Here is a 22,033-nt window from a genome sequence, read left to right on the forward strand (position 1 = left end):
AGCGGATCTGCATGACCACGTGTGAACCCGCCGGACGGTTCACACGTGGTCGAGGCGGGACCACGAGAGGAGGCCGCGTTGCCCGACTTCGCCATCGACTACGGGCTGTTGCACGAGGCCAAGAAGGACCTGCACGATCTCGCCGACCGGATCGGGCCGAAGCTCGGCGACACGGTGTTCTCGCAGGTCGGCAGCATCGAATACGAGGACTCGGACGCGGTGTTCGGCAACGACGGACTGGCTGGGTCGTTTCGCAGCCTGTACCGGATGGCCCAGCATCCGATGAGCAAGGCCGAGGACGACCTGCGGGAGCTCGGTGACATCTTCGGCGCGGTCGCCGACGGGTACTTCGACGTCGACGCCCAGATCGCCAACGGGATGGGCATGATGGGCGCCAGCCTGGACCTGGACCGCTGGAAGGAAGCCAAGGACGCCTGGGACTACCTGCAGGCGCACCGCGGTGACTGCGTGCCGGGGCCGGACGGGTCGATGCCGGGCTTCTGCTCCGCGACCGACCCGGGCCCGCCGCCGACCGACTCGACGATCACGACCGAGACGGGATCGGTGCACACCCACCTGACGCTCGACGAGAACTACAACGTGATCAAGGAGGAGACCACGGTCGTCAACGGCGACCAGCGGTACACCTCGACCACCACGTATTCGGCGGATCGCACGTCGTACACGACGGACACCACCTACAGCGACGGCAGCACGACCCACTCGGTGACGACGACAGGTGAGCACGGCTCGTCGGTGACCGACACCACGGCGGGCGACGGCTCGACCACGCACACCGTCATCGCCCTGAACGAGGGCGGCGGCGGCACGATGACCGTGACCGAGAGCGACGGCACGGTGACGAAGTACACGCGCGGCGATCAGTACGCGCGCTGGGACGAGGTCGAGAAGACCACGCCCGAGGACGAGACCGACTACTCCAGCTACCCGATCGGCGTCTGACCGAAGGAGCCCGCCATGCCCAACATCTCACTCGACTACGACAAGATCGAGGCGACCTCGACCCGCCTCGACGGCGCCGTCCGCGACATCCTCCCGATGCTCGAGTCCCTGCGCAGCGACGTGTCCAACCTGCTCGAGGACGGCCTGGTCTTCCAGCAGTCCAGCCCCGCGATGAAGGAGTCGTACGACAAGTTCAACACCAGCCTCCTCGCCGCGATGAAGGGCATCAACGACTTCGCGAAGCAGTTCCGCGACATCCGCACCTCGATGGAGGAGATGGACGTCGACATGGCCGGCAAGATCCGCTCCGCCGGCTCCTGACCCCACCGCCGCTGCTGGTCCGTTCCCCGGGCGGACCAGCAGGGCCGTTGCGGGAGGAAGCACACGGCGCCAGCAGGCCCTTGACCGCCACAAGCCCGTCTCGTGGCTATTCGCGCGCCGGCCGGGCGACACGCAGGCCGGCCCCGAGGAGCAGACCCCACACGAGAAACAGCGGATCCCACAGGTAGGCGTGGCCGATCATCGCTTGCCGATCGAAGCCACCCTCCGGTCGCAGTGCACCACCCAGAACGAGCCAGGCCGCGGTGGAATTCAACGCCCCGTATCCGGTGAGCACGATGGCGGCCAGCCACGCGAACGCTCGCCATGCGCCCGGGCGAGGGAGCGACCTTCTGCTGGTCAGCAGCGGCACGACCACGACCGTGCACTTCACCGCAGCGACGGCGACCAGCACCAAACCGGCGGTGACCGGCGCTTCCCGCGCAACGGTCACTGCCCACTGGCCAACCGTCGGAAGCAGCCAGCGACCACCAAACGCCCAGTAGAGACTGAACCCAGCATGCAGTAGGCCCGCGGCTGCGGCTCCCATGAGGAGACGGGCTGCTGCGGGCTTGTCTGCCATGGCTCTCGACCGGCGTCAGGGGCGGCGGGTGGCCGGGTCCTGGTCCGCGGCGAGCAGCTCCGACACCGTCACGAAGCGGAAGCCCCGCGCCCGCAGGCCGGCGAACATCTCGCCGAGGTGGCGCAGCGCCACCAGCCGGCGCGGCTGGCCGACGTCGTGCGCCAGGACGATCGACCCTGGCTGCACGGCGTCGACGATGGCGCGGACCTGCTCCTGCGGGTCGCGCTGGTAGCGCCGTTCGTCCATCTGGTGCGACCACAGCACCAGCCGGTAGCCGAGCTTGTCGGCGGCGAGGACGGTGGAGCCGCCGAGGTGCCCGTACGGCGGCCGCAACAGCGTGGGCGCGCGCCCGGTCATCTCGCGGATCGCCTCGTCGCCGCGGCGCACCTCGTCGACGGCGTGGCGCAGGTCGAGCGTGGCGAGGTCGGGGTGTGACCACGTGTGGTTGCCGATCTCGTGGCGGTCGAGCCGCCCGTGTACGACGTCCGCGTGCCGCCTGAGATTGCGGCCCACCATGAAGAACGTCGCCGGCACCTGCCACTCGTCGAGGGCGTCGAGGACCATGGGCGTCCACTTCGGCGCCGGCCCGTCGTCGAAGGTGAACGCGACGAGCGGCTCGTCGGTGCGCACGTGGTAGGTGATGGTGGTGCTCGGCGACTGCGCGTCGGCGAGCACGTCGGCGGCCGACGCGTACCCACCGCTCAACGGCGGGTGGTCCAGCCCGAACGCCCGCCGCGCGAGCGGACCGCCCGACGCCCCGGCCAGCACCCCGCCCGCGGCCAGCCCCGCCCCCGCCAGGAATCTTCGTCGCGACAGCGCCATCGCTGCTCCCCCGTCCGCCCGTGGCAGCATCGTGTCACGGAGACACGAGGCGGGTCGTCCTCCCCGCGACCGGTTTGATCACCCGCACCACCAAGGGCTTTCCCTGAGTTCTGCATCATGGACATCCCCGAGCCGGTGGTCCGCCGCGCCATCATTGCCGCATGGACAACGACGACACCGGCGTGGCGGTGCGGCTGCACGGCATCGGCGCGCTGCGCGGCACCAGCGAGCCCAGGCCGGTCGCCGGCGACGGCATGAGCCTGGTGCGGGTCACCGCCGTCGGGCTGTGCGGCTCGGACCTGCACTGGTTCACCCACGGCGGCATCGGCGACGCGCGGCTGACCCGGCCGGTCGTGCCGGGCCACGAGTTCGCCGGCGTCGTGACAGGCGGTCCCCTGCACGGCCGCCGCGTCGCCGTCGACCCGGCCATCCCGTGCGGGCGGTGCGCCAGATGCCTCGAGGGGAACCGCAACCTCTGCCCCACCGTCCGTTTCGCCGGGCACGGCGAGCTCGACGGCGCGCTGCGCGAGTGGCTGGCGTGGCCGACGGGCCTGCTGCACCCGCTGCCCGACGACCTCTCCGACACCGACGGCGCGATGCTGGAGCCGCTCGGCATCGCGGTCCACGCCTTCGACCTCGGGCACCTGCGGCTCGGCGGGTCGGTCGCGGTCGTCGGCTGCGGACCGATCGGCCTGCTGCTGATCCAGCTCGCACGGGTGGCCGGCGCGACCCGTGTGGTGGCGATGGATCCCCTCGTACACCGCACGGATGCGGCACGCAGACTCGGCGCCGACGAGACCGTGACCGCCGAGACCGCGGACCACATGGACGGCGTCGACGCCGACGTGGTGTTCGAGGTGGCCGGCAACGACCGGGCCGTGCATGCGGCGGTCGCCGCGGCCCGGCCCGGCGGGCGGGTCGTCCTGGTCGGCATCCCGGACGAGGACACGACGACGCTCCCGGCGGGGGCGGCCCGGCGCAAGGGCCTGACGTTCGCGATGTGCCGGCGGATGAACCACGTCTATCCGCGCGCGATCGACCTCGTCCAGCGCGGGCGGGTGGACGTCGCGTCGCTCGTCACGCACCGCTTCCCGCTCTCCGAGGCCACGGAGGCGTTCCGCACCGCGGTCCGGCGCGCCGGCCTGAAGGTCGTCGTCACGCCCTGAACCCGGTGGCCTGCCGTAGTCCGTGTTTCACGAACCAGCCGCGGGCCTGCAGGGCGGCGGTGGTCAGGGTGCCCGGTTCCTCGAACAGGTGCGTGGCGCCGGGCACGACGATCAGCTGGCTGGGGCAGCGCAGCTGGGCCTGCGCGGCCCGGTTGAGCGCCAGGACCCGGGTGTCGCGGCCACCGACGATGAGCAGGGTGGGTGCGGTCACCGCGGACAGCCGCCACCCGGCCAGGTCGGGGCGGCCGCTCCGGGAGACGATCGCCGCGATGTCGGCATGCGGCTCCGCGGCCGCCCACAACGCCGCGGCCGCGCCCGTGCTGGCGCCGCACCAGCCGACCGGCAACGTCGCGCACAGCGGGTGCTCGCGCGCCCACGCGGTGACCTCGGTGAGCCGGTGGGCGAGCCGCGCGATGTCGAACACCTGGTCCCGGTCGGCCGCTTCGTCCGGGGTGAGCAGGTCGAACAGCAGCGTGGCGAGCCCGCCCTGGTGCATCACGGCGGCGAGGTACTCGTTGCGCGGGCTGCGCATGCTGCTGCCGCTGCCGTGGGCGAAGACGACCAGTCCGTCGGCGCCGGCGGGCACGGTGAGGCGCCCGGGCAGGCGCAGGGTCCGCGGGCAGGCGACGACCTGCTCGTCGTGCCAGTGCGCCCGGACCGGTGCCGGGTGGCTCGCCGCCCGGTGCTGGATGAGCAGGTCGCGGACCTCGTCGTCGGTGGTCGGCGTGAAGTCCTCGTACGACTGGCCGACCGACGACAGCCTGTGCAGCGACCGGACGGCGACCACCTCGTCGCAGTCGCGCAGCAGCGGTCCGATCGCGTCGGTGGGCGCGACCGGGACGGCGAGGACGACGCGGGCGGCGCCTCGGGCGCGGGCGACCCACGCGGCGGCCCGTGCGGTCGACCCGGTCGCGATGCCGTCGTCGACGATGACGACGGTCCGCCCCGCCAGGTCGATCGCCGGCCGGTCGCCGCGCAGCAGGCCGGCGCGGCGGCGCAGTGCCGCCAGTTCGGTCCGCTCGACCGCGGCCAGTTGCTCGTCGCCGATCCCGGCCAGGTTGATGACGCGCTGGTTGAGCACGCGCACGCCGTCCTCGCCGATGGCACCCATGCCGAGCTCGGGCTGCCACGGCACGCCGAGCTTCCGCACGACGATGACGTCCAGCGGGGCGTTCAGCTCCTCGGCGACCTGGGCGGCGACGGGCACGCCGCCACGGGGCAGGCCCAGCACCACGACGTCCTGGCCGCGCAGCCGGGTCAGCTTGCGGCCCAGTCGGCGGCCCGCGTCGACCCGGTCGCTGAAGAGCGGGGTTGCGATCTTCATGATCCACCTCCAGGTGGCAGCGGCGGCGGCAGTGGCCGACCGCCGTCCGGACCTCGTACAGGTCGGTACGCGGCCCGCACATCGGCCTCACCCGGCCACCGTGACGCGGTGACGGCGGAGATCGTCAGGGCCGAAGGTCCCGTGCCGCCACCTCACCGCCGGGCGCGACGCAACGCGGCGCGGGCCGGCCGCTCGGGACCAACGGTGCTGGGCGTGCCAGGCGATCCGCGCGACGCTGGATACGACAAGCATCCCGCGACTCAGCCGTTCCTCAGAACGAAGATGGCATCCGATGAGCGAACGCACGCAGAAGACGGCGGCGACCGCGAGCGAGCCGATATGGCCGGCTACGCCTGGGTCCGGCACGACTTCACCTGGCAGCACGCCCGGTCGTGGTTGTCCGGCAGGCTCGATGGCCGGGGGCTCGATGGCCGAGGGCTCGATGGCCGGGGGCTCGACATCGGCCACGAGGCGGCCGACTGGCTCTGCACGGCCGGCGCCGCGTGACCGCGGCTCCCCGGCCGCCACGCCGCGCTCCGCGGAGGAACTCACCCCGTAGCACCGTCAAGGGAGGTCACCATGGTTGCCGAACACACCGTCGTCGTCGGCGTCGACGGCTCCCCTCCGAGCCTGGAAGCTGTCGACTGGGCAGCCGCGGAGGCGGTGCGCCGGGGCCGGCCGATGCACATCCTGCACGCGTTCCAGTGGCCGCCGCCGATCTACGCGCCGGTTGTCGCGCCGTCGCCGTCACCGTTCGAGCTCGGGATCCAGGAGGCGGCCGCGCAGATCGTCGACGAGGCCGCCGACCGGGCGAGAGCTGCCGCGCCCACAGTGCGGCTCACCACGGCCACCCGGGCGGAGCCGGCCGCGGTGGCGTTGCTGGACACCGCCAGGACCGCCGCCGAGGTGGTGGTCGGCAGCCGCGGCCACGGCGGCTTCGCCGGTCTCCTGCTGGGCTCGGTCAGCACGCAGGTCGCCACGCATGCCCCCTGCCCGGTCGTGGTCGTGCGGCACCTCGACCGCCCGCCCGGCCCGGAAGCGGGACGGGTCGTGGTCGGGGTCGACGGCTCACACGACGCCGGCGACGCGCTGCGGTTCGCGTTCGAGCACGCGTCGTCGTGCGGCGCCGGTCTGACGGCGGTCCTGGCCCACCGGCGGGCGGGCTCGTCCGGCCGCCCCGACGGCCCGCTGCCGCTGATCGTCGACGCCGACGACCAGGGCGAGGACGTGCAGCGCACCCTGGCCGAGTCCACTGCCGGGTGGCGGGAGAAGTACCCAGACGTCGACTTCCGCACGATCACCGTGCGCGGCCGTGCCTCCGAGGTCCTCGTGGACCGGTCCGCCGGCGCCCGGCTGCTGGTGGTCGGTTCCCGCGGCCGCGGCGGGTTCACGGGGCTGCTGCTGGGCTCGGTGTCGCTCACCACCGTCCAGCACGCGGCCTGCCCCGTCGCCGTCGTCCGCCACGGGAGGCCCGGACCGTCGTAGCACGGCTCCTGACCCCGGCGACGTGCCCGACCGTTCGCTCGACTACCCGCAGATGTCGCCGTCCGGCGCGCTCAGCAGCCGGTCCGCAGCGGCGACGACCGCCACGGGGCAGCCCGCATCGCGCAGCAGTCCACCTGTGACCGGGCCGAGGATCCGCGCGCCTGTCTCGAGCCGGCTCCGCGCGGCCACCACCATCATGCAGGCGTCCCGTGTCAGGGCCGCGATGCCGTGCTCCACGTCGGGGCCGTGAACGACGCACCGTTCGATCGGCACGTCCGGGAACCGGGCCGGCCAGCCGGCAAGCGTCTCCGCCAGGAGCCGCTCGGCCACGTCGGTCGGCGTCAACCCGATCGCCGCCGGCGCCGGCACGGACAGGCCCGCCAGGAAGTCGGACCGGTGCCAGTGCCGCGCCGTCGCGGCGTCGCTCAGGTGGACCACGCGCAGTGGCACCCCGCGGCGCGCTGCCTCATCGAAGGCGAACTCCAGGACCGCGTCGGACGCGGCGCCGCCGGCCAGCCCGGCCGTCACCGGGGCGCCCTGCGTCGCCGGCCGCGCCGGCACCACGAGCACTGGCACGGCGCTGCGGCGAGCCACCGGGCATGCCTCCGAGTCGCCGTCCGGGCGGACCGCCGCCGCGGCCAGGACGACCAGCGACGCATGCGGTGCCTGGGCGACCAGGGCGCCGGCGAGGTCGCCACAGACCATCCGGGCGTCGACGTCGATCGACCGGCCCGCCAAGGCGACCGCCCGCATCATCCGGGCCAGTGCCTCGTCACGGGGTTGCCACCGCGCTTCGGGCAGCGCATCCGGGGGCGGCGGGGCGAACGCCGAGAACAGATGCAGCGGCTGGTCACGTAGCCGCGCCTCGACGGCTCCGGCCCGCACGGCCACCAGTTCGTCGTCGGCGTCGTCGAGGCCGACGAGCACCGGCCGGGCTTGGACGGTCATGGCACGGCTCCTGTCATGTCGGCGGGGCTCACACCTCCCAACGTGCCACCGGCGCGACGCCCGGGTCATGGCCGAACTACCCGCCGCCGCCGGGACGTTCGGCCGCCTTCCTCGGCGGTACGGCACCATCCGTGCCGGCCGTCGCGTGCCCGGTTGGCGGGCTTTACGCGATGCCGCGAATGGCGTCATGGCTTCCCATCCGGTCGGGTGGGAAGTACATCCGAACGGCCGTGAGACCGTTGCTGAAGTGCGTGGTCAGCCGGGCCGGCCCGGCGGGCCGGACTACTCGTCGTCAGCGTCGAGGCGGCTGACGTCGGAGACGCGACTGGGCAGGGTGACGGTGTGGCCGTAGAAGTTGCGGATCTCGGCGACGACGCGCTCGAACTGGTCGAGGTCGATCGGCTTGGTGACGAACGCGTTGGCGTTGCGGGAGTAGCTGGCCGCGATGTCGCTCTCCGTCGACGACGTGGTGAACACGATGACCGGGATCGACTTGAGCTTGTCCTCCTGCTTGATGAGCGTGAGCGCCTGGCGGCCGTCGACGCGCGGCATGTTCAGGTCCAGCAGGATCAGGTCGGGCCGGGGTGCGTCGGTGTACGGCTCCTCCCGGTGCAGGAACGCCAACGCTTCCCCGCCGTCGGCCACGTGGTGCAGCTCGCTGCGGATGCTGTGGTCTTCGAAGACGCTCTCCATCAGCGCCACGTCGGCGGGGTCGTCCTCGACGAGCAGGACCTGCAGGACGGATGGCTCAGTCGGCATCGCGGTGCTCTCTGCTGGTTGGTCCGCCGCCGGGCGGCGTGGTCGGAGCGTCGATGCCGGCCGTTCGGGCCGACAGGCCTCGGTCACCCCTCCGGTGTGCGCCGGCGCTGCCGGCGACCTTGACAGCGGTACAGTACGGCACCGGTGCAGCTTGCCCGAAGACTCGGACCGGGAAACCTGCGCCGCCGGTCGACCGCCGGGACTCCCCGGTGCCCACCCCGCTGTCAGCGCAGGCGGGACAGCCCCGCCTCCAGCAGGACCACGACGGCTGCGCGGGCGTCCTCGTCGCCGGCAACGGTCCACCGATCGGCCCGCAGCTCCGTCAGGGTGCCCGCCAGCGCCTCACGCGCCAGCTCGATCGTGTCCGCCGGAAGCAGCAGTGCCGCGTCGTCGGCCCGGTGCGCGTCCTCGGCGGCCGATCCGATCATCATCATGCAGCTGGCCACGCGCCCCAGGATCGCCGCCAACGCCGGCTGCGGCCGGGCGGCGTTGAGCAGGGCGCAGTGGGTGGTGACGCCGAGAGCGACGAAGAGGCCGCCGGCCTCGTCGAGGTCCAGCACCGCGGGGGAGCCGGGGGACGCCGGCCCGGACACCGTCGCGACGACGGTGTCGGTGATCGCGATGGCCAGGGCCTGGGCGGTCGCGGCATCGAGACCGTTCACGTCCAGCGCCAGCGGGCGGGCGGTCGTGAGGTGCCGCTCGACGACGGCCTGCACGAGCCACCGCGGCGCCAGGATGCCGCGACCGTGCAGCTCCTGGCTCACACGGTGGATGATCTGCCGCAGCGGTCCCGGCGCGGAGGCGTCGTCCAGGTCCATTCGACACCCTCCGGCACGTCAACGATGTCCCGGCGGCACGAGACCCGCAGGTGGCCGTCGCGCAACGACCCTCCGCATTCTGTTCCCACGTCGAATTCGACGCAAGAATCGACGCAACCACGACCTCGTCTCGTGGTGGCCGAACCGGCGAAGGGGTGTCGCTGGTCGTCCACCAGCGGCATGGTTGTGCGGCTCAGCCGGGGTCGGCGGCGCGGAAGGCTTGGCCCGACGTCGCGACGAGGGCCAGGGCGACCGCGCCGGCGGCCATGGCCACGAGTGGGATCGCCGTCACCGAGCCGGCCGCGTAGCACCATGAGCCGAGGGCCGAGCCGGAGACGATGCCGATCTGGAAGACGATGCCGTACACGGCGTTGGCCGGTTCGGCGGCTCGACCCGGGGCGCGCCGCAGGACCGCCAGGGAGGTCGCCACCACGAGGACGGAGAAGGTGCCGCCCCACACGAGCAGCATCGGCACGCCGGCGTACGGGGCCGCCGCCAGACCCGCCGACCAGACGCCGGCGAGCGCCACCACGAAGACCACCGACGCCGCGCGGGTGCCGGCGATCGGGCGGGTGTCGCTGAGCCGGCCGCCGAGGTTGCTGCCGATGACCGCGCATATGCCGTACACCAGCAGCAGCACGGTCAAGGTGGTGCCGTGCAAACCGAGTCGTTCGGCCGCGAACGGGGCCACGTAGGTGAACAGGGCGAAGTGTCCGACCACCGTGGCGAGCAGCACGCCGAGGACGGGGACGAGCCCGGGCAGCCGCAGCACCTCGGGCAGGCGGGGATGGTCCGCGGGGGTGCCGGGCTCGTCCGCGACGGACGGCACCAGGAAGAGCACGGCCACGGCGAGCAGCAGCGACACCGCGGCGATGGCGAGCAGGGCGACCCGCCAGCCGGCGAGCTGGCCCAGGCCGGTGGCGAGCGGCGTGCCGACGACGAGCGCCGCCGCGCCGCCGACCATCACCCGTCCGGCCGCGCGCCCACGCGTCGACGGGCGGGCGAGGCGCTGGGCGGTGGGTGCGGCGAGCGCGAAGAACAGCCCGTGCCCGACCGCGGCGAGCCCGCGGCCGGCGGCGAGGACCGTGAGGTTGCCGGCGGCGGCGGACGCGACGTGCCCGACGCTGAACGCCGCCGTGCTCGCGGCCAGGACCCAGCGGCGGTCGAACCGGGCCGTCCACCGTGTCAGCGGGACCGCGGTGCCGCCGGCGACCAGGGCATACCAGCTGACCGTCAGCCCGACCCGGCTCTCGGTGCTACCGACGCCAGAGGCGATGTCGCTGATCAGCCCGATCGGGGTGGTCTCGCCGGTGACGACGATGAAGGCCAGAGCCGCCAGGGCGAACGTGGCGACGAGTTCGGTACGCGGATGCATCGGCACCGACTCTGTCACGGCCCGGGCCGGCTCCGCCTCCGAACGTGATCCACGACTCGCGGACGTTCAGTCGTCATCCGAGGAGAACGCGCGGGCCAGCAACGCGGCGATGGCGACACCGACCACGGCGATGGCGACCTGCACGCCGATGACCAGCCAGTCGTACCGGTGACCGGCCACCACCAGGACCTTGTCGCTGCTGATGTCCCACCGGTCGGCGGCCCACGTGCCGGCGACGGCGGCACCCATCCCGATCAGCACGGTCAGGATCAGGCCGATCGGCTGGCGGCCCGGCAGCAGGATCCGCGCGACGACACCGATGACCGCACCGAACACGATCGCGGACACGTAATCCTGTGCACCCACCGAGCGACCTCCTCGTCCCGATCCGCCTCGCATTGTGCCGCAGCCGCGCAAGTCAGCTGTAGACGACGGTCACCCGCTGCAGGACGATCGCGACCTTCGGGGCGCCGTCGTCCGGGCTGCTGCCGCCGGGTTTGACGCCGCCGTCGGCGACCTTGTCGATGACGTCCATGCCCTTGGTGACGGTGCCGAAGCGGGTGTAGTCCGCGGGGAGCATCGGGTTGTCGTCGTAGTTGATGAAGAACTGGCTGCCGCTCGTCCCAGGTTTATCGGTGCGGGCCAGGGCCACCGAGCCGCGCCGGTAGCCGGGCTGGGTGCCGAGGTTCTCCTCCGCGAACTGGTACGCGGGGCCGCCGGTGCTCGTGCCGGACGGGTCGCCGCACTGCAGGACGAACAGCCCGGCCGTCGTGAGGCGGTGGCAGGCGGTGCCGTCGAAGAACTTCTTGCCGGCCAGATAGGCGAAGCTGGCCACCGCACACGGGGCGGCCTTGGCCTCCATCGCGATCTCGACCACGCCGAGACTGGTGGTCAGCGTCATGGTCGCCTTGGTGCCACCGGGGACCGTGGCCGGCGGTGTGCCGACGTCCTTGATGGCCGGTTGGTTACCGGCGGCGACCGGCGACCAGCGGCACGCGCCGGCGGCAGCCGACGACGGCGGCGATGATGATGACGATGACGACGCGGATGGGGCGATCCGCTGACCGAACTGCTGCCCTGGCGACGATGCCGTGGTGCACCCGGCGAGCAGCGACACGGCCACCGCCGCGCTCAGCAGGCCATGCGGTCGACGAATCATGCGTGCACAGTACGACACCTGTCAGGCCGGAGGGCGGGGAGCCAGGGCCACGACGAGCGGCAGCGGGATCAGCGCGGCCATGGTGACGGCGAGACCGACCTGGTCGGCGACCCAGCCGATGAGGGCCGGACCGAGCAGGATCCCGGTGTAGGTGAACGTGGTCAGCCGCGAGATCAGGGTCGCCGCCGGAGCGCCCCGCAGCCGGCCGACCGCGCTGAAGGTCAGCGGTATCAGCACCGAGGCACCCAGCCCCGCCAGGGCGAAACCGGCCACCGCCGCGGCCGGGTGCGGCGTCAGCACGGCGACCGCGAAGCCGCCCGCGGCGATCGCCGCGCCGAGGCGGAACAGCGTGTTGCCGCCCCAGCGGCCGGTGAGCCGGTCGCCGACCAGCCTTCCCGCGGTCTGGCCGCCGGTGTACGCCGTGATCGCCGCCGCGGCCAGGCTGAGGCCGGCGTGCCGCTCCTGATGCAGGAAGATGCCGCCCCAGCCGAGCACCGCACCCTCATAGACCATGATCGCGGTGGCGGTCAGGCCCAGCACGATCAGGGCGCCGCTCCAGCCGGTCCGCGGGCCGGCGGCGGCGCCGTCCTGCCCGGCCGGGCCGCCGGCCTCGGCTTCCCCGCGCCCGTTCTCCGGCACCAGCCGGGGTCCGAGCGCGAGACCGGCGGCCAGCAGCAGGGCGCCGGCGGTGACGAGGTGGGCGGCGAGCGAGACCCCGGCGTGCGCCAGGGCGGCGGTGGACAGCGACGCGACGACCGCGCTGATGCTCCAGGCCGCGTGGCAGCCGTTGAGGACCGGGCGCCCGGCCCGGCGTTCGACGGCGACCGCGCTGGTGTTCATCGCCGCGTCGGTGGTGCCGTGGACCGCGCCGAGCAGGGTCGCCAGGGCGGTGAACCACCACGGGCCGGGCGCCACAGCGATGCCGGCCAGCAGCAGCGGCATGACCGCGAGGGTCACGCGCAGCACCGCCCGGGCCCCCACCCGGGCGGTCAGCGGCCCGACGAACTGCATGCAGGCCAGCGCGGCACCCGCGAACAGCAGCCCGGTAAAGCCGAACCGCCCGTCGCTGAGCTGGTGGGCGTCCTTGATCGAGGGCGCCCGCACGATGTAGGTCGACAGCGTGAGCCCGTTGAGGAAGAACACGGCGGTCACGGCCCACCGCCCCGGCGTCCTCACGGCCGGCTGATCGATGATGGTCTGGTCACTGACGGTCATGCACGCCACCCACTCCCGGAACGGACCCCGGTCGGGCCCCACCTGGATGACGAACGGCGACCGGCCGAAACCGACAACCACCACCGGCAAGATCTGGTCAGGTCGCGATCGGCTGGGCGGTGATCACGACGTTGTCGCGGTAATGCCTGGTCGCGCTGTCGAACGGGCCGCCGCAGGTGATGAGGGTGAGTCGCACGGCGCCGTCACGGGCGAAGTACCGCTGCAGCGGGATCGCCGTCTTCGGGTGGATCTCGCGGGCCACGACACCGAACCGGTGCACGGTGCCGTCGCCGCCGGTGACGTCGATCCGGTCGCCCGGGCCGAGGTCGCGCAGCTTGAAGAAGGCCCCGCCACCCTGCTGGGCGCTGTCGACGTGCCCGGCGATGACGATCGACCCGGCGGTGGCCTCCAGCCCCGGCCCGTACCGGTACCAGCCGACGACGTCGACGCTCGGCGGCACCGCGAAGTCGCCGGTGCGCTCGTCCACGCCGACAGGGTTCACGGTCGCGTTCACGCCGAGCTTCCCGATGCGCAGCCGGGCCGGTGGCACCGCGGCGACCGCGGGCGGCGGCGCGCCGGCGACGATCGGCACACCGCCGCCGGACGGGGAGGGTGTCGCGGAGGCGAGCGCCGCCGCGCCGGCCGCTCCGACCGTCGGCGCCGGTCGCTGCGCGCAGGCCGCGACCGCGGCACCAGCGAGCAGCACGGCTCCGATCATCACGGCGACCCAGGCCGCCGGCCGGCCGGGGCGCGCCCCCGCAGCAGTCTGCGGGGACGCGCCGTCGCTCGACCGGGCCGGCATCACGCCCGGACCCCGCCGACCACCCGTCGTGCGCCGCGGCGCAGGACCAGGGCACCGCCGAGCAGCAGCATCAGCCCGGCGCCCGCCGCCGCGTAGGTCCAGGCGGCGGGGCCCCGGTCGGCGGTGCCGCCGGTGCCGGAGTTGACGCTTCCGGGCGTGCCGTGCAGGCCGGTGATGGTCTGGGCCACCACCCCGAGGGTCTTGCCCTCCGCGGAGCCGACGGCGTAGACGATCGTCGAGGTGCCCTCGGCCAGGTTGACGTCCGCGGCGGGGATCGCCACCGTGCTCGTCCCGGCCAGCACGACGTCGGCGCTCACCGTCCCGGCCGCCAGGTCGGCCTTGGCCTCGTTCGGGTTGGTGAGGTTCTTGAACACCGGCTGGCCGCCCGCCCGCACGTCGACGGCCGGCGCCGCCGCCGTGTGCCGCACGACCAGCCGGGCCTTGCCCGGGGCGAGGGTCTTCGTGTCGTTGACGAACGGGGTCAGCGTCGGCTTGCCGTCGGCCGTCAGGTGCGCCACCAGGCTGATGTTCGCGTCGGCGGGCACGGCCGCCTGGTCGACCTTGACGACGGGGCTGGTGACCGGGTCGCCGGGCTTGACGATGACGATGTCGTACTTGCCGGCCGGCAGGTCGAGCGGCCCGGCGACCTTCGACGGCTGGAAGTTGTCGAGGGTCTTCTTGCCGTTGACGTACACGTCGACCGGCTGGCCCGGAATCCCGTGCACCACCGACACCTTGCTCGACCCGGCGGCGTGCGCCGGCGACGCGACCAGCAGTGTGGCCGCGGCGACGGCGCCGAGCGCCCCGGCTCCGGCGGCGATGCGGCGCAATGTCAGACGAATGCTCATGGTGAAGCCCTTCCAGTTCCGGACACGCGAGCGGCTTGCTCCGTCGCCAGGTCCTTCGTGCGCCGGAGGGCGTCGCGGATTCAGGCGGTGGGACTTGCCACGAATCGCATCCAGCCGGGGGTCGTGACACGTACCTGCTTCGATGCGGTCGAGCCGGGCGTCGCCGCGCTGGCAGCGGGTGTACCGGCGAGCCTGTACGGCGCGGAGCTCTACGACAAGCTGGGGATCGACGCGGCGGGCGAACCCGTCCCGGAGCTGATGCTCGACGACCTGCCGAACTCCGACGTGGCCGCCTACCGGCGCAGCATGCAGTTCCTCGCCGACCTCGACGTGTCCGTCGTCCATCCCGGCCACGGGCACAGCTTCGACAGGACCCGCCTGCACCAGTTGGCCCAGGCCTACCTGGCCAGCAGAGCCTGTTGATCTTCTTGATGTGACCGCCGCTGATTCGGGCCATGCGGGTCGGCGGACGGCGTAACGTCTTGGGCGAGTACGCGTCGGCGCGCCCTCGGTGCGGTGGGTGATCGGCCGCGAGCTGGCCTCTGCTGTGCATCCGCCGCTTCCGGACCGGGCGGCGGACCGGCGTGGATGCCGGGAAGGTAGCCGCCATATGAGCACGCGGGAGACCCGCCCGGTTGCGGCCCCACCGGGACCGGTGGGGACCTTGCGCCGTAGAAGGCGATGGCCGCTGCGGTCATACCTGATCGGGCTGTTGATGCTGTTCGTGGTCACGGCCGGCGCAGGAATATGTGCGGGGTGGGTGCAGGCCCGCCACGACGCGGTGTCCGCCGCCCGGGCGGACGCGTCGACGGCGGCCCGTCTGGCGGCGCGGCAGATCGGCGAGCACCTCGCCGTCGTGCGCGGCACCGTCGAGTCCGTCGCGTCCAGCGCGGGCGTGGCGCAGGTGTTCGCCGACCCGAGCGCCTGCCGGCTGGCGTTCTCCCTCGGCGGTGCCGACGACGGGCACCTGGACGTCCTGCGCCCTGACGGGACCATCGCGTGCTCGTCCAGGCCACCGCCCGACGGTCGACCGGCGAACGCCTACACCAAGGCGTCGTGGCTGCCCGCCGCGGTGCGCACGCCGCAGGCCGTGGCGCCGGTCCGCGACGACCGCACCGGACGACCCGCCTTCCTGGTCACCGCCGTGATCCCCGGACTCGGCCTGGTCGCCGCGTTCGTCGACCTGACCGCCCTCGGCGCGGCGGCGGGCAATCTGTTCGGCGGACCCCGCCACCTGGAATTCGTGATCACCACCGAGGACGGCTCGATCGTGCTGACGCGGTGGCCCGATGGGTCGCGGTGGGCCGGCACCCCGGTGCGCGACAGCCGATTCGCGATGACCGATGTCGATACCGGTGCCGGGGTCGACGTGACGGGGCTGCCCCGGTTGTACGGCCGGACGGCCGTCGAGGGCTCCGGCTGGCAGGTCCTGGCCGGCGCGGACCGGTCGGCCGCGCTGGCCGGCGCCGACCGGCTGGCCCGGCGCCAGGCCCTGATCGTGGCGCTCGGCCTGCTCGCGGGACTGCTGGCCACCATGGTCGTGCAGCGGCACGTCACCGCCCCGATCGGCAGGCTCCGCACCGCGGTACGTACCGCCACCGCCTCCGGCAACCTGGACACGACCGTCACGGTGTCCGGCCCGCGGGAGGTCGCCGAACTCGGCGAGGACTTCACCACGCTGCTGGCCACCGTCGACCGGGAACTGCGGGAACGCCGCCGCGCCGAAGCAGCTGCCCAGGAGCACGAACGCAACTACCGGCAGATGTTCGACGCCAGCCCCAACCCCGTTGTGGTCTTCGACGCCGGCACCCTCGACATCGTCGCCGCGAACGCCGCCGCTGTCGCGTACTACGGCCGGCCCGAAGACGCCCTGCTCACGATGACCTACACCGGCCTGCTCGCGGCGCAGGACCCCACCGTGCCGGCAGCCGGCACCGCGGCAGCCGAGCCGGTCGAACGTGACCAGCCGCAGCGCCACCTCAAGCACGACGGCACCATCACCGAGGTCAGCGTCACCACCTACCTGACGTCCTTCGCCGGGCGGAAGGTCCGCTGCGCCGTCATCACCGACGTCACCGAACGCGAGCACCTGCAACGACGCCTGCGCCAGTCCGACCGCCTCGAAAGCCTCGGACAGCTCGCCGCCGGGGTCGCGCACGACTTCAACAACCTCCTCGGCATCATCAACGGCTACGCCGGCATGGCCGCCGCGGACCTGGAGCCGGCCGCCGCCGCTGACCCCGCCTGGCGCACCCTGCACGCCGACCTGACCGAGATCGTCGCCGCCGGTGACCGCGCGACCGCCCTCACCCGGCAGCTGCTGTCGTTCGCCCGCGCCGACCCCGCACCCGAGACCCGGGTCCTGGACCTCAACACCATCGTCGCCGACCTCGGCACCCTGCTGCGGCGCGCTCTCGGCGAGGACATCACCCTCATCACCGACCTCACCGCGCAGCCGTGGCCGATCAGCGCCGACCCCGGCCGCCTCGAGCAGGTCCTGGTGAACCTGGCCGTCAACGCCCGCGACGCCATGCCCGGCGGCGGGATCCTCACCATCGAGACCGCACCTGTCACCGTCGACGAGCACTACGCCGCCCAGCACCCGGGCACACGAACCGGCCGCTACATGCGGCTGCGAGTCAGCGACACCGGCACCGGCATGGACCGGGCCACCCTGGAGCGCGCCTTCGAACCGTTCTTCACCACGAAACCCAAGGGCCACGGCACCGGCCTCGGCCTGGCCACCATCTACGGCATCGTCACCCAGGCCGGCGGCCACGCACAGATCTACTCCGAACCAGGCCACGGCACGACCATCATCACGCTGCTGCCGGTCACCGATGACCTCACCGAACCGGACGCCACGCCGGCGGAGCAGCACCGGCCGGGCGCCGGCGAGACGATCCTGCTCGTCGAGGACGACGACAACCTCCGCGCGATCACCGAACGCGTCCTGCACAACGCCGGCTACACGGTCCTGTCCGCCGCCACGGTCACCGACGCCCAGCGGCTCGCCGCGGCCGACCCCGACATCGCGCTGCTGCTCACCGACGTGATCCTGCCCGACACGCACGGACCCGCCCTCGCCGCCGCACTGCACCGCGCCCGACCAGGACTGCCCGTCATCTATCTGTCCGGATACACCGAGACGATCCTCGCCAGCCGCAGCGCCATCCCGGCCGGCGCGACCTTGCTCACCAAACCGGTCAGTGCCCACCAGCTCCTGCGCACGGTCACCCGCGTCCTGGACCACACAGCAGCGCAGGCCCCCGGCCCGCGGCCGTACTGACGCGGCTCCGCGACGCTTCGAGCGGACGGCGTCCATCGCCGACATCGAGGGGGTCTGCGGGGCTCTCCACGCGGTCAGACGGTGTACAGCAGCCTACCGGTCAGAGGGTCCTGGCCGTAGCGCAGACACAGGTCCGCCAGCACGTCCTCGTGCGTCACGGCCACGTTCATGACCGTGTCGTTGCCGGCGTAGTAGACGACGACCGTGCCGTCGGCCTCGCGTACCAGGCCGCAGGAGAAGACCACGTTCGGCACGTGGACGTAGTCGGTGTCGGGGACGTGGCAGTCGGCGCGCGACGGGAACAGGATCGGGATGCTCGACACGCGCACCACGCTCGGGTCGTCGAGATCGTGCAGGGCGACGCCGAGCACGTACGGATTGCCGTCCATCGTGCTGCGTACGCCGTGGAAGACGTTGAGCCAGCCGTGCGGCGTGCGCACCGGCGGCGCACCCGGCCCGATCTTGTCGGAGAAGGCGCTCGGGCCCACGCCCGTACGCAGCACCGGCTCGTCGGCGACCTCCCACGGCCCGGTCCGGAAGTCGTCCGCGTAGCCGATCCTGACCTGCGTGTACACGCCGCCGACGTCGCCCGGACCGACGTCGTTGGGCCGGAACAGCCCGACGTACCGCCCGCCGATCCGCTCCGGGAACACGACCACGTTGCGCATGTCCCGATCGAGCATCGGACCGTGCCTGGTGAACGTGGTGAGATCGTCGGTGAGGGCGAGCGACACGCGCACCCGGTTGCGAATCCCGGCGTGGTAGGCGCTGTACGTGACCGCGAACGTGCCCTCGACCGGGTTGATCCGGGCGTCCTCGACGCCGCCGGATTCGGTGTCGACGAGGTGCCGCCGGTCGATGCCGTCGACGCACGCGTCCCGCTCGGTCGCCGGCGACAGCACCGGCCGCGGGTGCACGGTCCAGTCCGTGACGCCGTCGGCGCTGACCGCGAGGCCGAGCACGCTGATCCCGCAGCGCAGGTGCGACCGGAACAGCAGCGCCGTCCGGTCCGCGAGCCTCGCCGCGCCCGCGTTGTGCACGGTGACCACCTGAAGGTGCGGCTCACGCCAGACCGCGTTGACCTGTCGCGCGGTGAGGATCGGATTGGCCGGATGCCGCAGGACCGGCCGGTCCAGCGAGACGGTGCCGGTCGTCGCGTCGCCGAAGCGTACGTCGCGCGTCGTCACAGCGCCCACGGTCGCACGCGTCCGGCCGTCCCGGGTCACTCATCGAGGGCGACGACACCGGGACTTCACCGACGGTCCGCGGCGCCACCGTGCCTGCGCGGCGCAGACGTCACCGGTGGCCCGTCGCGGAAGGTGGAAGCCACGCTGCGGGCCGCCCGGTCGTGTGGGCCGCGGTCGACGAGGGACACATCGCCGCACCACAGGACGGCGCAGCGGTGTGAGGTTCGTGAACGACCGCCTCGGCACGCCTGCCGGGCGATCAGTCGCCGTGGCCCCGGTCCCGGCCGACGGTGCTGAACGTGCCGCTCCATGAGGCCTTCGCCCCGGAGTCGCCGATGCGGTACGTGTCGAAGACGGCCCAGCCGGCGATGACGACGGCCAGCACGACGATCGCCCTGGTGATCGGGGCCGACAGCGGCGCCAGGTAGGTGCGCCGGGTCGTCGGCGACGTCGTCTCCCGTTGCCGCCACCAGATGGCCAGGGCCAGGACGGCTACCGGGAGGGCGGCCCAGATGGCGGTGTCACCGAGCTCGGTGTGCCGCTCCAGCAGCGCGGTCTCCTCGACCCGGTGCTCCAGCCACTCGCCGGCGCTGGTCGTGACGGGAACGAGTGCCACGAGGAGCACGGACAGGATCGCGTTCGGACCGGCGAACCGCCGGCGGGCCGCGGGCCAGACGGCAGTCAGCACGAGCAGCAGAGCCGCGAGCGGGAGCAGCACCACAATGGCGTGTACGAGCAGAATGTGTGCCGGCAGTCCGTTGACCGTGCCCATGGAGATTCCTTCCGGAAACGATGGCCGCGGTGGCAGGAGTTCGGTGTCATGCCCCACGGCTCACGACCCGGCAGATGCTACGAAGCGATTCTTCGAACTTTCCCATCTCCGGCGGAGAAGCTGGACCGGTGGCCGGGCAGGAGAGGAGCACGGAGCGGGCATGAGCGCTGCGAGGGTGCTGGTGGTCGAGGACGACCGTGAACTCGGCCCGCTGCTGCTGCGCCTGCTCCGCAGCGCCGGGCACGAGCCCGAACTCGCCCCTGACGGCCAGGCCGGCCTGCATCTGGCGCTCACCCGCCAGTACGACGCGATGATCCTGGATCGGGGGCTCCCGGCCATCGAGGGCCTCGACCTGCTCGGCCGGCTGCGCAGGACCGGCGTGACCGTTCCGGCGCTGGTGCTGACCGCCCTCGGGACCGTGCCGGACCGGGTGACCGGACTCGACGCCGGCGCCGAGGACTACGTCGTCAAGCCCTTCGAGGTCGACGAGTTGCTCGCTCGCGTCCGGGTGCTGCTGCGCGGGCACTCCCGGTCCGGGCCGCATCTGATGGTCGGGGATGCGACGTTCGACCTGATCACGAGGACGGTGACCGCTCCGGACGGGTCGATCGCGGCGCTGTCCGGCCGCGAGAGTGACCTGCTGCGGCTGCTGGCCCGGCACCCGGCGCGGGCGTTCACCCGGGAGGAGATCGTGCTCCAGGTGTTTCCGGAGGCCGCCACCGTCGCGCTGGTCGACACGTACGTGCATTACCTGCGACGCAAACTCGGGACGGCCGCGGTCGCCACCGTCCGGGGTGTGGGCTATCGGCTCGGGCGCGGATGAAGGGCCGGAGCGCCGCCGGGACCGATCCGGACCAGAACCTGCTGTCGCGGGCACGCCGTGTCATCGCGGTGCAGACCGCGGCCGCGATCACGGTGAGCCTGCTGGTCCTCGGCGGGCTGGCGTTCGCCGTGGTGGCCCACAGCCAGGACACCGCCTCGATGGCGCTGCTGCGGCAGACCGCGGCGAACGCGGAGGATGTGGGCGATCCACCGCCGGATGGGTGGATCTTCATTCAGGAGTCCGGCGGCGCCATCAGGGCCACGCCGGGCGCGCCCACGCAGTTGCCCGACCGAGGTGCGCTCCAGCGTGTCGGCGCCGGCGGAGTGAGCGAAGCCGGCACCATCGCCGGCAGCGAAGGCGGCTACCTGACCCTGACCCTGCCGCGAGGGGCCCGCACCGTACAGGTGGTCCTGAGCCGGCACGAGCAGCACGAAGAGCGGGAGCGGCTGCTCGGCGCCCTCGTCGTCGGCGAACTCGCCGGCCTGCTCATCGCGCTGCTGTCCGCGGCGTTGCTCGCCCGCCGCGCCACGGCACCCCTGGCGGACGCCCTCGCCCGGCAACGGCGGTTCGTCGCCGACGCGAGCCACGAACTGCGCACCCCACTGACCCAGCTGCACACCCGGGCGCAACTGCTCCAGATGGATCTGCGGGCCGGCGTGGACGTCACGGACGTCACCACGGACGTCGACCAGCTCGTCACCGGTACCCGGCACCTCGGTGAGGTGGTCGAGGACCTGCTGCTGTCCACCCAGCTCAGCCGCCGCGACGACACCCGTGCTCCGGTCGACCTCGAGGCGGTCGCCGCGGACGTCATCGCCTGCCACGCCGATCGCGCCCGGGGACAGGACGTCGACCTGGCCCTGCTGCCCGGCACCGGGGCACCCTCGACGGTCCCCGGCCACGAAGCCGCCCTACGGCGCGTGCTCACCGCCCTGGTCGACAACGCCCTCAGCCACACCCGGCAAGGCGGCCACGTGAGCCTCGAACTCGGCACCGACGGCGCGTTCGTCACCGTCGTCGTCCGGGACGACGGCACCGGCTTCGACCCGGCCGACGCCGAGCGGCTGTTCGCCAGGTTCGCGCGCGGCCACGGCGATCACCGCCGCTTCGGGCTCGGCCTCGCCCTCGCCCGAGAGGTCGTCACCGGACACGGCGGAACCATCGAGGCGTCGGGCCGCCCGGGCGAAGGCGCCGCCTTCACCATCCGTCTCCCCGCAGCGGCGGAGTAGTACATCGCATCAGCCGTTCCCGCACCCGCGGCACCGGCGGACGGTGGATCGTCCGAGCCACGGCGGTCGATGTGTTCGTCGGTTCCGGGGAGCCTGCGGCGTTCACTCCGTGCGCGGACCGGTACGTGGCGCAGGGTGCGGTGGGGGT

Annotated in this window: 22 protein-coding genes and 1 pseudogene; 9 read left to right on the forward strand and 14 right to left on the reverse strand. The window is 73.0% G+C overall.

The window, feature by feature from the left end; genetic code table 11:
• The first annotated feature begins 78 nt into the window (after positions 1 to 78).
• Together AB0I21_RS31830 and AB0I21_RS31835 are read left to right on the forward strand one after the other, a co-directional pair.
• A complete protein-coding gene (locus AB0I21_RS31830; RefSeq protein WP_360566688.1) occupies positions 79 to 963 on the forward strand; it encodes a hypothetical protein in 885 nt (294 codons plus the stop codon).
• A gap of 15 nt (positions 964 to 978) precedes the next feature.
• A complete protein-coding gene (locus tag AB0I21_RS31835) occupies positions 979 to 1,284 on the forward strand; it encodes a hypothetical protein (RefSeq protein ID WP_203844309.1) in 306 nt (101 codons plus the stop codon).
• Positions 1,285 to 1,390: 106 nt separating this feature from the next.
• On the opposite strand, the gene AB0I21_RS31840 is transcribed toward AB0I21_RS31835, so the two are convergent.
• Entirely contained in the window at positions 1,391 to 1,864 is a 474-nt protein-coding gene (locus tag AB0I21_RS31840) for a DUF3995 domain-containing protein (RefSeq protein WP_360566690.1), read from the reverse strand.
• Positions 1,865 to 1,879: 15 nt separating this feature from the next.
• Positions 1,880 to 2,686, reverse strand: coding sequence for a polysaccharide deacetylase family protein (locus AB0I21_RS31845; RefSeq protein ID WP_360566692.1), 807 nt, complete (start codon positions 2,684 to 2,686; stop codon positions 1,880 to 1,882).
• 161 nt (positions 2,687 to 2,847) lie between these two features.
• Between AB0I21_RS31845 and AB0I21_RS31850 the strand changes: the two genes are divergently transcribed.
• Positions 2,848 to 3,852: an alcohol dehydrogenase catalytic domain-containing protein gene (locus AB0I21_RS31850; protein ID WP_360566694.1), complete on the forward strand. Its 1,005-nt coding sequence runs from the start codon at positions 2,848 to 2,850 to the stop codon at positions 3,850 to 3,852.
• A 703-nt stretch (positions 3,853 to 4,555) separates the two neighbouring features.
• On the opposite strand, the pseudogene AB0I21_RS31855 reads toward AB0I21_RS31850, so the two are convergent.
• Positions 4,556 to 5,176 (reverse strand): annotated as a pseudogene (locus tag AB0I21_RS31855) (phosphoribosyltransferase family protein); the annotation flags it as partial.
• Between the two features lie 108 nt (positions 5,177 to 5,284).
• Here AB0I21_RS31855 and AB0I21_RS31860 point away from each other — a divergent pair.
• Positions 5,285 to 5,683: a hypothetical protein gene (locus AB0I21_RS31860; RefSeq protein WP_360566696.1), complete on the forward strand. Its 399-nt coding sequence runs from the start codon at positions 5,285 to 5,287 to the stop codon at positions 5,681 to 5,683.
• Positions 5,684 to 5,755: 72 nt separating this feature from the next.
• Entirely contained in the window at positions 5,756 to 6,661 is a 906-nt protein-coding gene (locus AB0I21_RS31865) for a universal stress protein (RefSeq protein ID WP_360566698.1), read from the forward strand.
• A 42-nt stretch (positions 6,662 to 6,703) separates the two neighbouring features.
• Here AB0I21_RS31865 and AB0I21_RS31870 read toward each other — a convergent pair whose 3' ends face one another.
• The 9 genes from AB0I21_RS31870 to AB0I21_RS31910 form a co-directional block, all read right to left on the reverse strand.
• Positions 6,704 to 7,609, reverse strand: coding sequence for a universal stress protein (locus AB0I21_RS31870; protein ID WP_360566700.1), 906 nt, complete (start codon positions 7,607 to 7,609; stop codon positions 6,704 to 6,706).
• A 282-nt stretch (positions 7,610 to 7,891) separates the two neighbouring features.
• Positions 7,892 to 8,368: a response regulator gene (locus tag AB0I21_RS31875; RefSeq protein WP_360566702.1), complete on the reverse strand. Its 477-nt coding sequence runs from the start codon at positions 8,366 to 8,368 to the stop codon at positions 7,892 to 7,894.
• 224 nt (positions 8,369 to 8,592) lie between these two features.
• Complete coding sequence (locus tag AB0I21_RS31880) at positions 8,593 to 9,186, reverse strand: hypothetical protein (RefSeq protein WP_360566704.1); 594 nt, start codon at positions 9,184 to 9,186, stop codon at positions 8,593 to 8,595.
• A 193-nt stretch (positions 9,187 to 9,379) separates the two neighbouring features.
• Positions 9,380 to 10,561 (reverse strand): MFS transporter, encoded by a 1,182-nt coding sequence (locus AB0I21_RS31885; RefSeq protein ID WP_360566706.1) that lies wholly within the window; start codon positions 10,559 to 10,561, stop codon positions 9,380 to 9,382.
• A gap of 66 nt (positions 10,562 to 10,627) precedes the next feature.
• Positions 10,628 to 10,927, reverse strand: a complete 300-nt coding sequence (locus tag AB0I21_RS31890) for a GlsB/YeaQ/YmgE family stress response membrane protein (protein WP_360566708.1) — start codon at positions 10,925 to 10,927, stop codon at positions 10,628 to 10,630.
• Positions 10,928 to 10,979: 52 nt separating this feature from the next.
• Positions 10,980 to 11,720, reverse strand: coding sequence for a peptidylprolyl isomerase (locus AB0I21_RS31895; RefSeq protein ID WP_360566710.1), 741 nt, complete (start codon positions 11,718 to 11,720; stop codon positions 10,980 to 10,982).
• A 21-nt stretch (positions 11,721 to 11,741) separates the two neighbouring features.
• Entirely contained in the window at positions 11,742 to 12,935 is a 1,194-nt protein-coding gene (locus AB0I21_RS31900) for an MFS transporter (RefSeq protein ID WP_360566711.1), read from the reverse strand.
• Between the two features lie 97 nt (positions 12,936 to 13,032).
• Entirely contained in the window at positions 13,033 to 13,653 is a 621-nt protein-coding gene (locus AB0I21_RS31905) for a class F sortase (RefSeq protein WP_360566712.1), read from the reverse strand.
• An 83-nt stretch (positions 13,654 to 13,736) separates the two neighbouring features.
• Positions 13,737 to 14,585: a DUF4397 domain-containing protein gene (locus AB0I21_RS31910; RefSeq protein WP_360566714.1), complete on the reverse strand. Its 849-nt coding sequence runs from the start codon at positions 14,583 to 14,585 to the stop codon at positions 13,737 to 13,739.
• A 123-nt stretch (positions 14,586 to 14,708) separates the two neighbouring features.
• On the opposite strand from AB0I21_RS31910, the gene AB0I21_RS31915 reads away from it, so the two are divergent.
• Together AB0I21_RS31915 and AB0I21_RS31920 are read left to right on the forward strand one after the other, a co-directional pair.
• Positions 14,709 to 15,008, forward strand: coding sequence for a hypothetical protein (locus tag AB0I21_RS31915; RefSeq protein ID WP_360566715.1), 300 nt, complete (start codon positions 14,709 to 14,711; stop codon positions 15,006 to 15,008).
• Between the two features lie 292 nt (positions 15,009 to 15,300).
• Positions 15,301 to 17,874, forward strand: coding sequence for an ATP-binding protein (locus AB0I21_RS31920; RefSeq protein ID WP_360566716.1), 2,574 nt, complete (start codon positions 15,301 to 15,303; stop codon positions 17,872 to 17,874).
• Between the two features lie 74 nt (positions 17,875 to 17,948).
• On the opposite strand, the gene AB0I21_RS31925 is transcribed toward AB0I21_RS31920, so the two are convergent.
• A complete protein-coding gene (locus AB0I21_RS31925; RefSeq protein ID WP_360566718.1) occupies positions 17,949 to 19,061 on the reverse strand; it encodes a hypothetical protein in 1,113 nt (370 codons plus the stop codon).
• A 259-nt stretch (positions 19,062 to 19,320) separates the two neighbouring features.
• Positions 19,321 to 19,833, reverse strand: a complete 513-nt coding sequence (locus tag AB0I21_RS31930) for a DUF2231 domain-containing protein (protein WP_360566720.1) — start codon at positions 19,831 to 19,833, stop codon at positions 19,321 to 19,323.
• A gap of 160 nt (positions 19,834 to 19,993) precedes the next feature.
• On the opposite strand from AB0I21_RS31930, the gene AB0I21_RS31935 reads away from it, so the two are divergent.
• Positions 19,994 to 20,656 (forward strand): response regulator transcription factor, encoded by a 663-nt coding sequence (locus AB0I21_RS31935; protein ID WP_360566722.1) that lies wholly within the window; start codon positions 19,994 to 19,996, stop codon positions 20,654 to 20,656.
• On the forward strand, positions 20,653 to 21,885 hold the full coding sequence (locus AB0I21_RS31940; protein WP_360566724.1) for a HAMP domain-containing sensor histidine kinase: 1,233 nt from the start codon (positions 20,653 to 20,655) through the stop codon (positions 21,883 to 21,885). The genes AB0I21_RS31935 and AB0I21_RS31940 overlap by 4 nt, the downstream gene beginning before the upstream one ends.
• The last annotated feature ends 148 nt before the right edge of the window (positions 21,886 to 22,033 follow it).

The organism is Dactylosporangium sp. NPDC050588 (assembly GCF_040654975.1).
In the GTDB taxonomy this organism is placed as follows: domain Bacteria; phylum Actinomycetota; class Actinomycetes; order Mycobacteriales; family Micromonosporaceae; genus Dactylosporangium; species Dactylosporangium maewongense.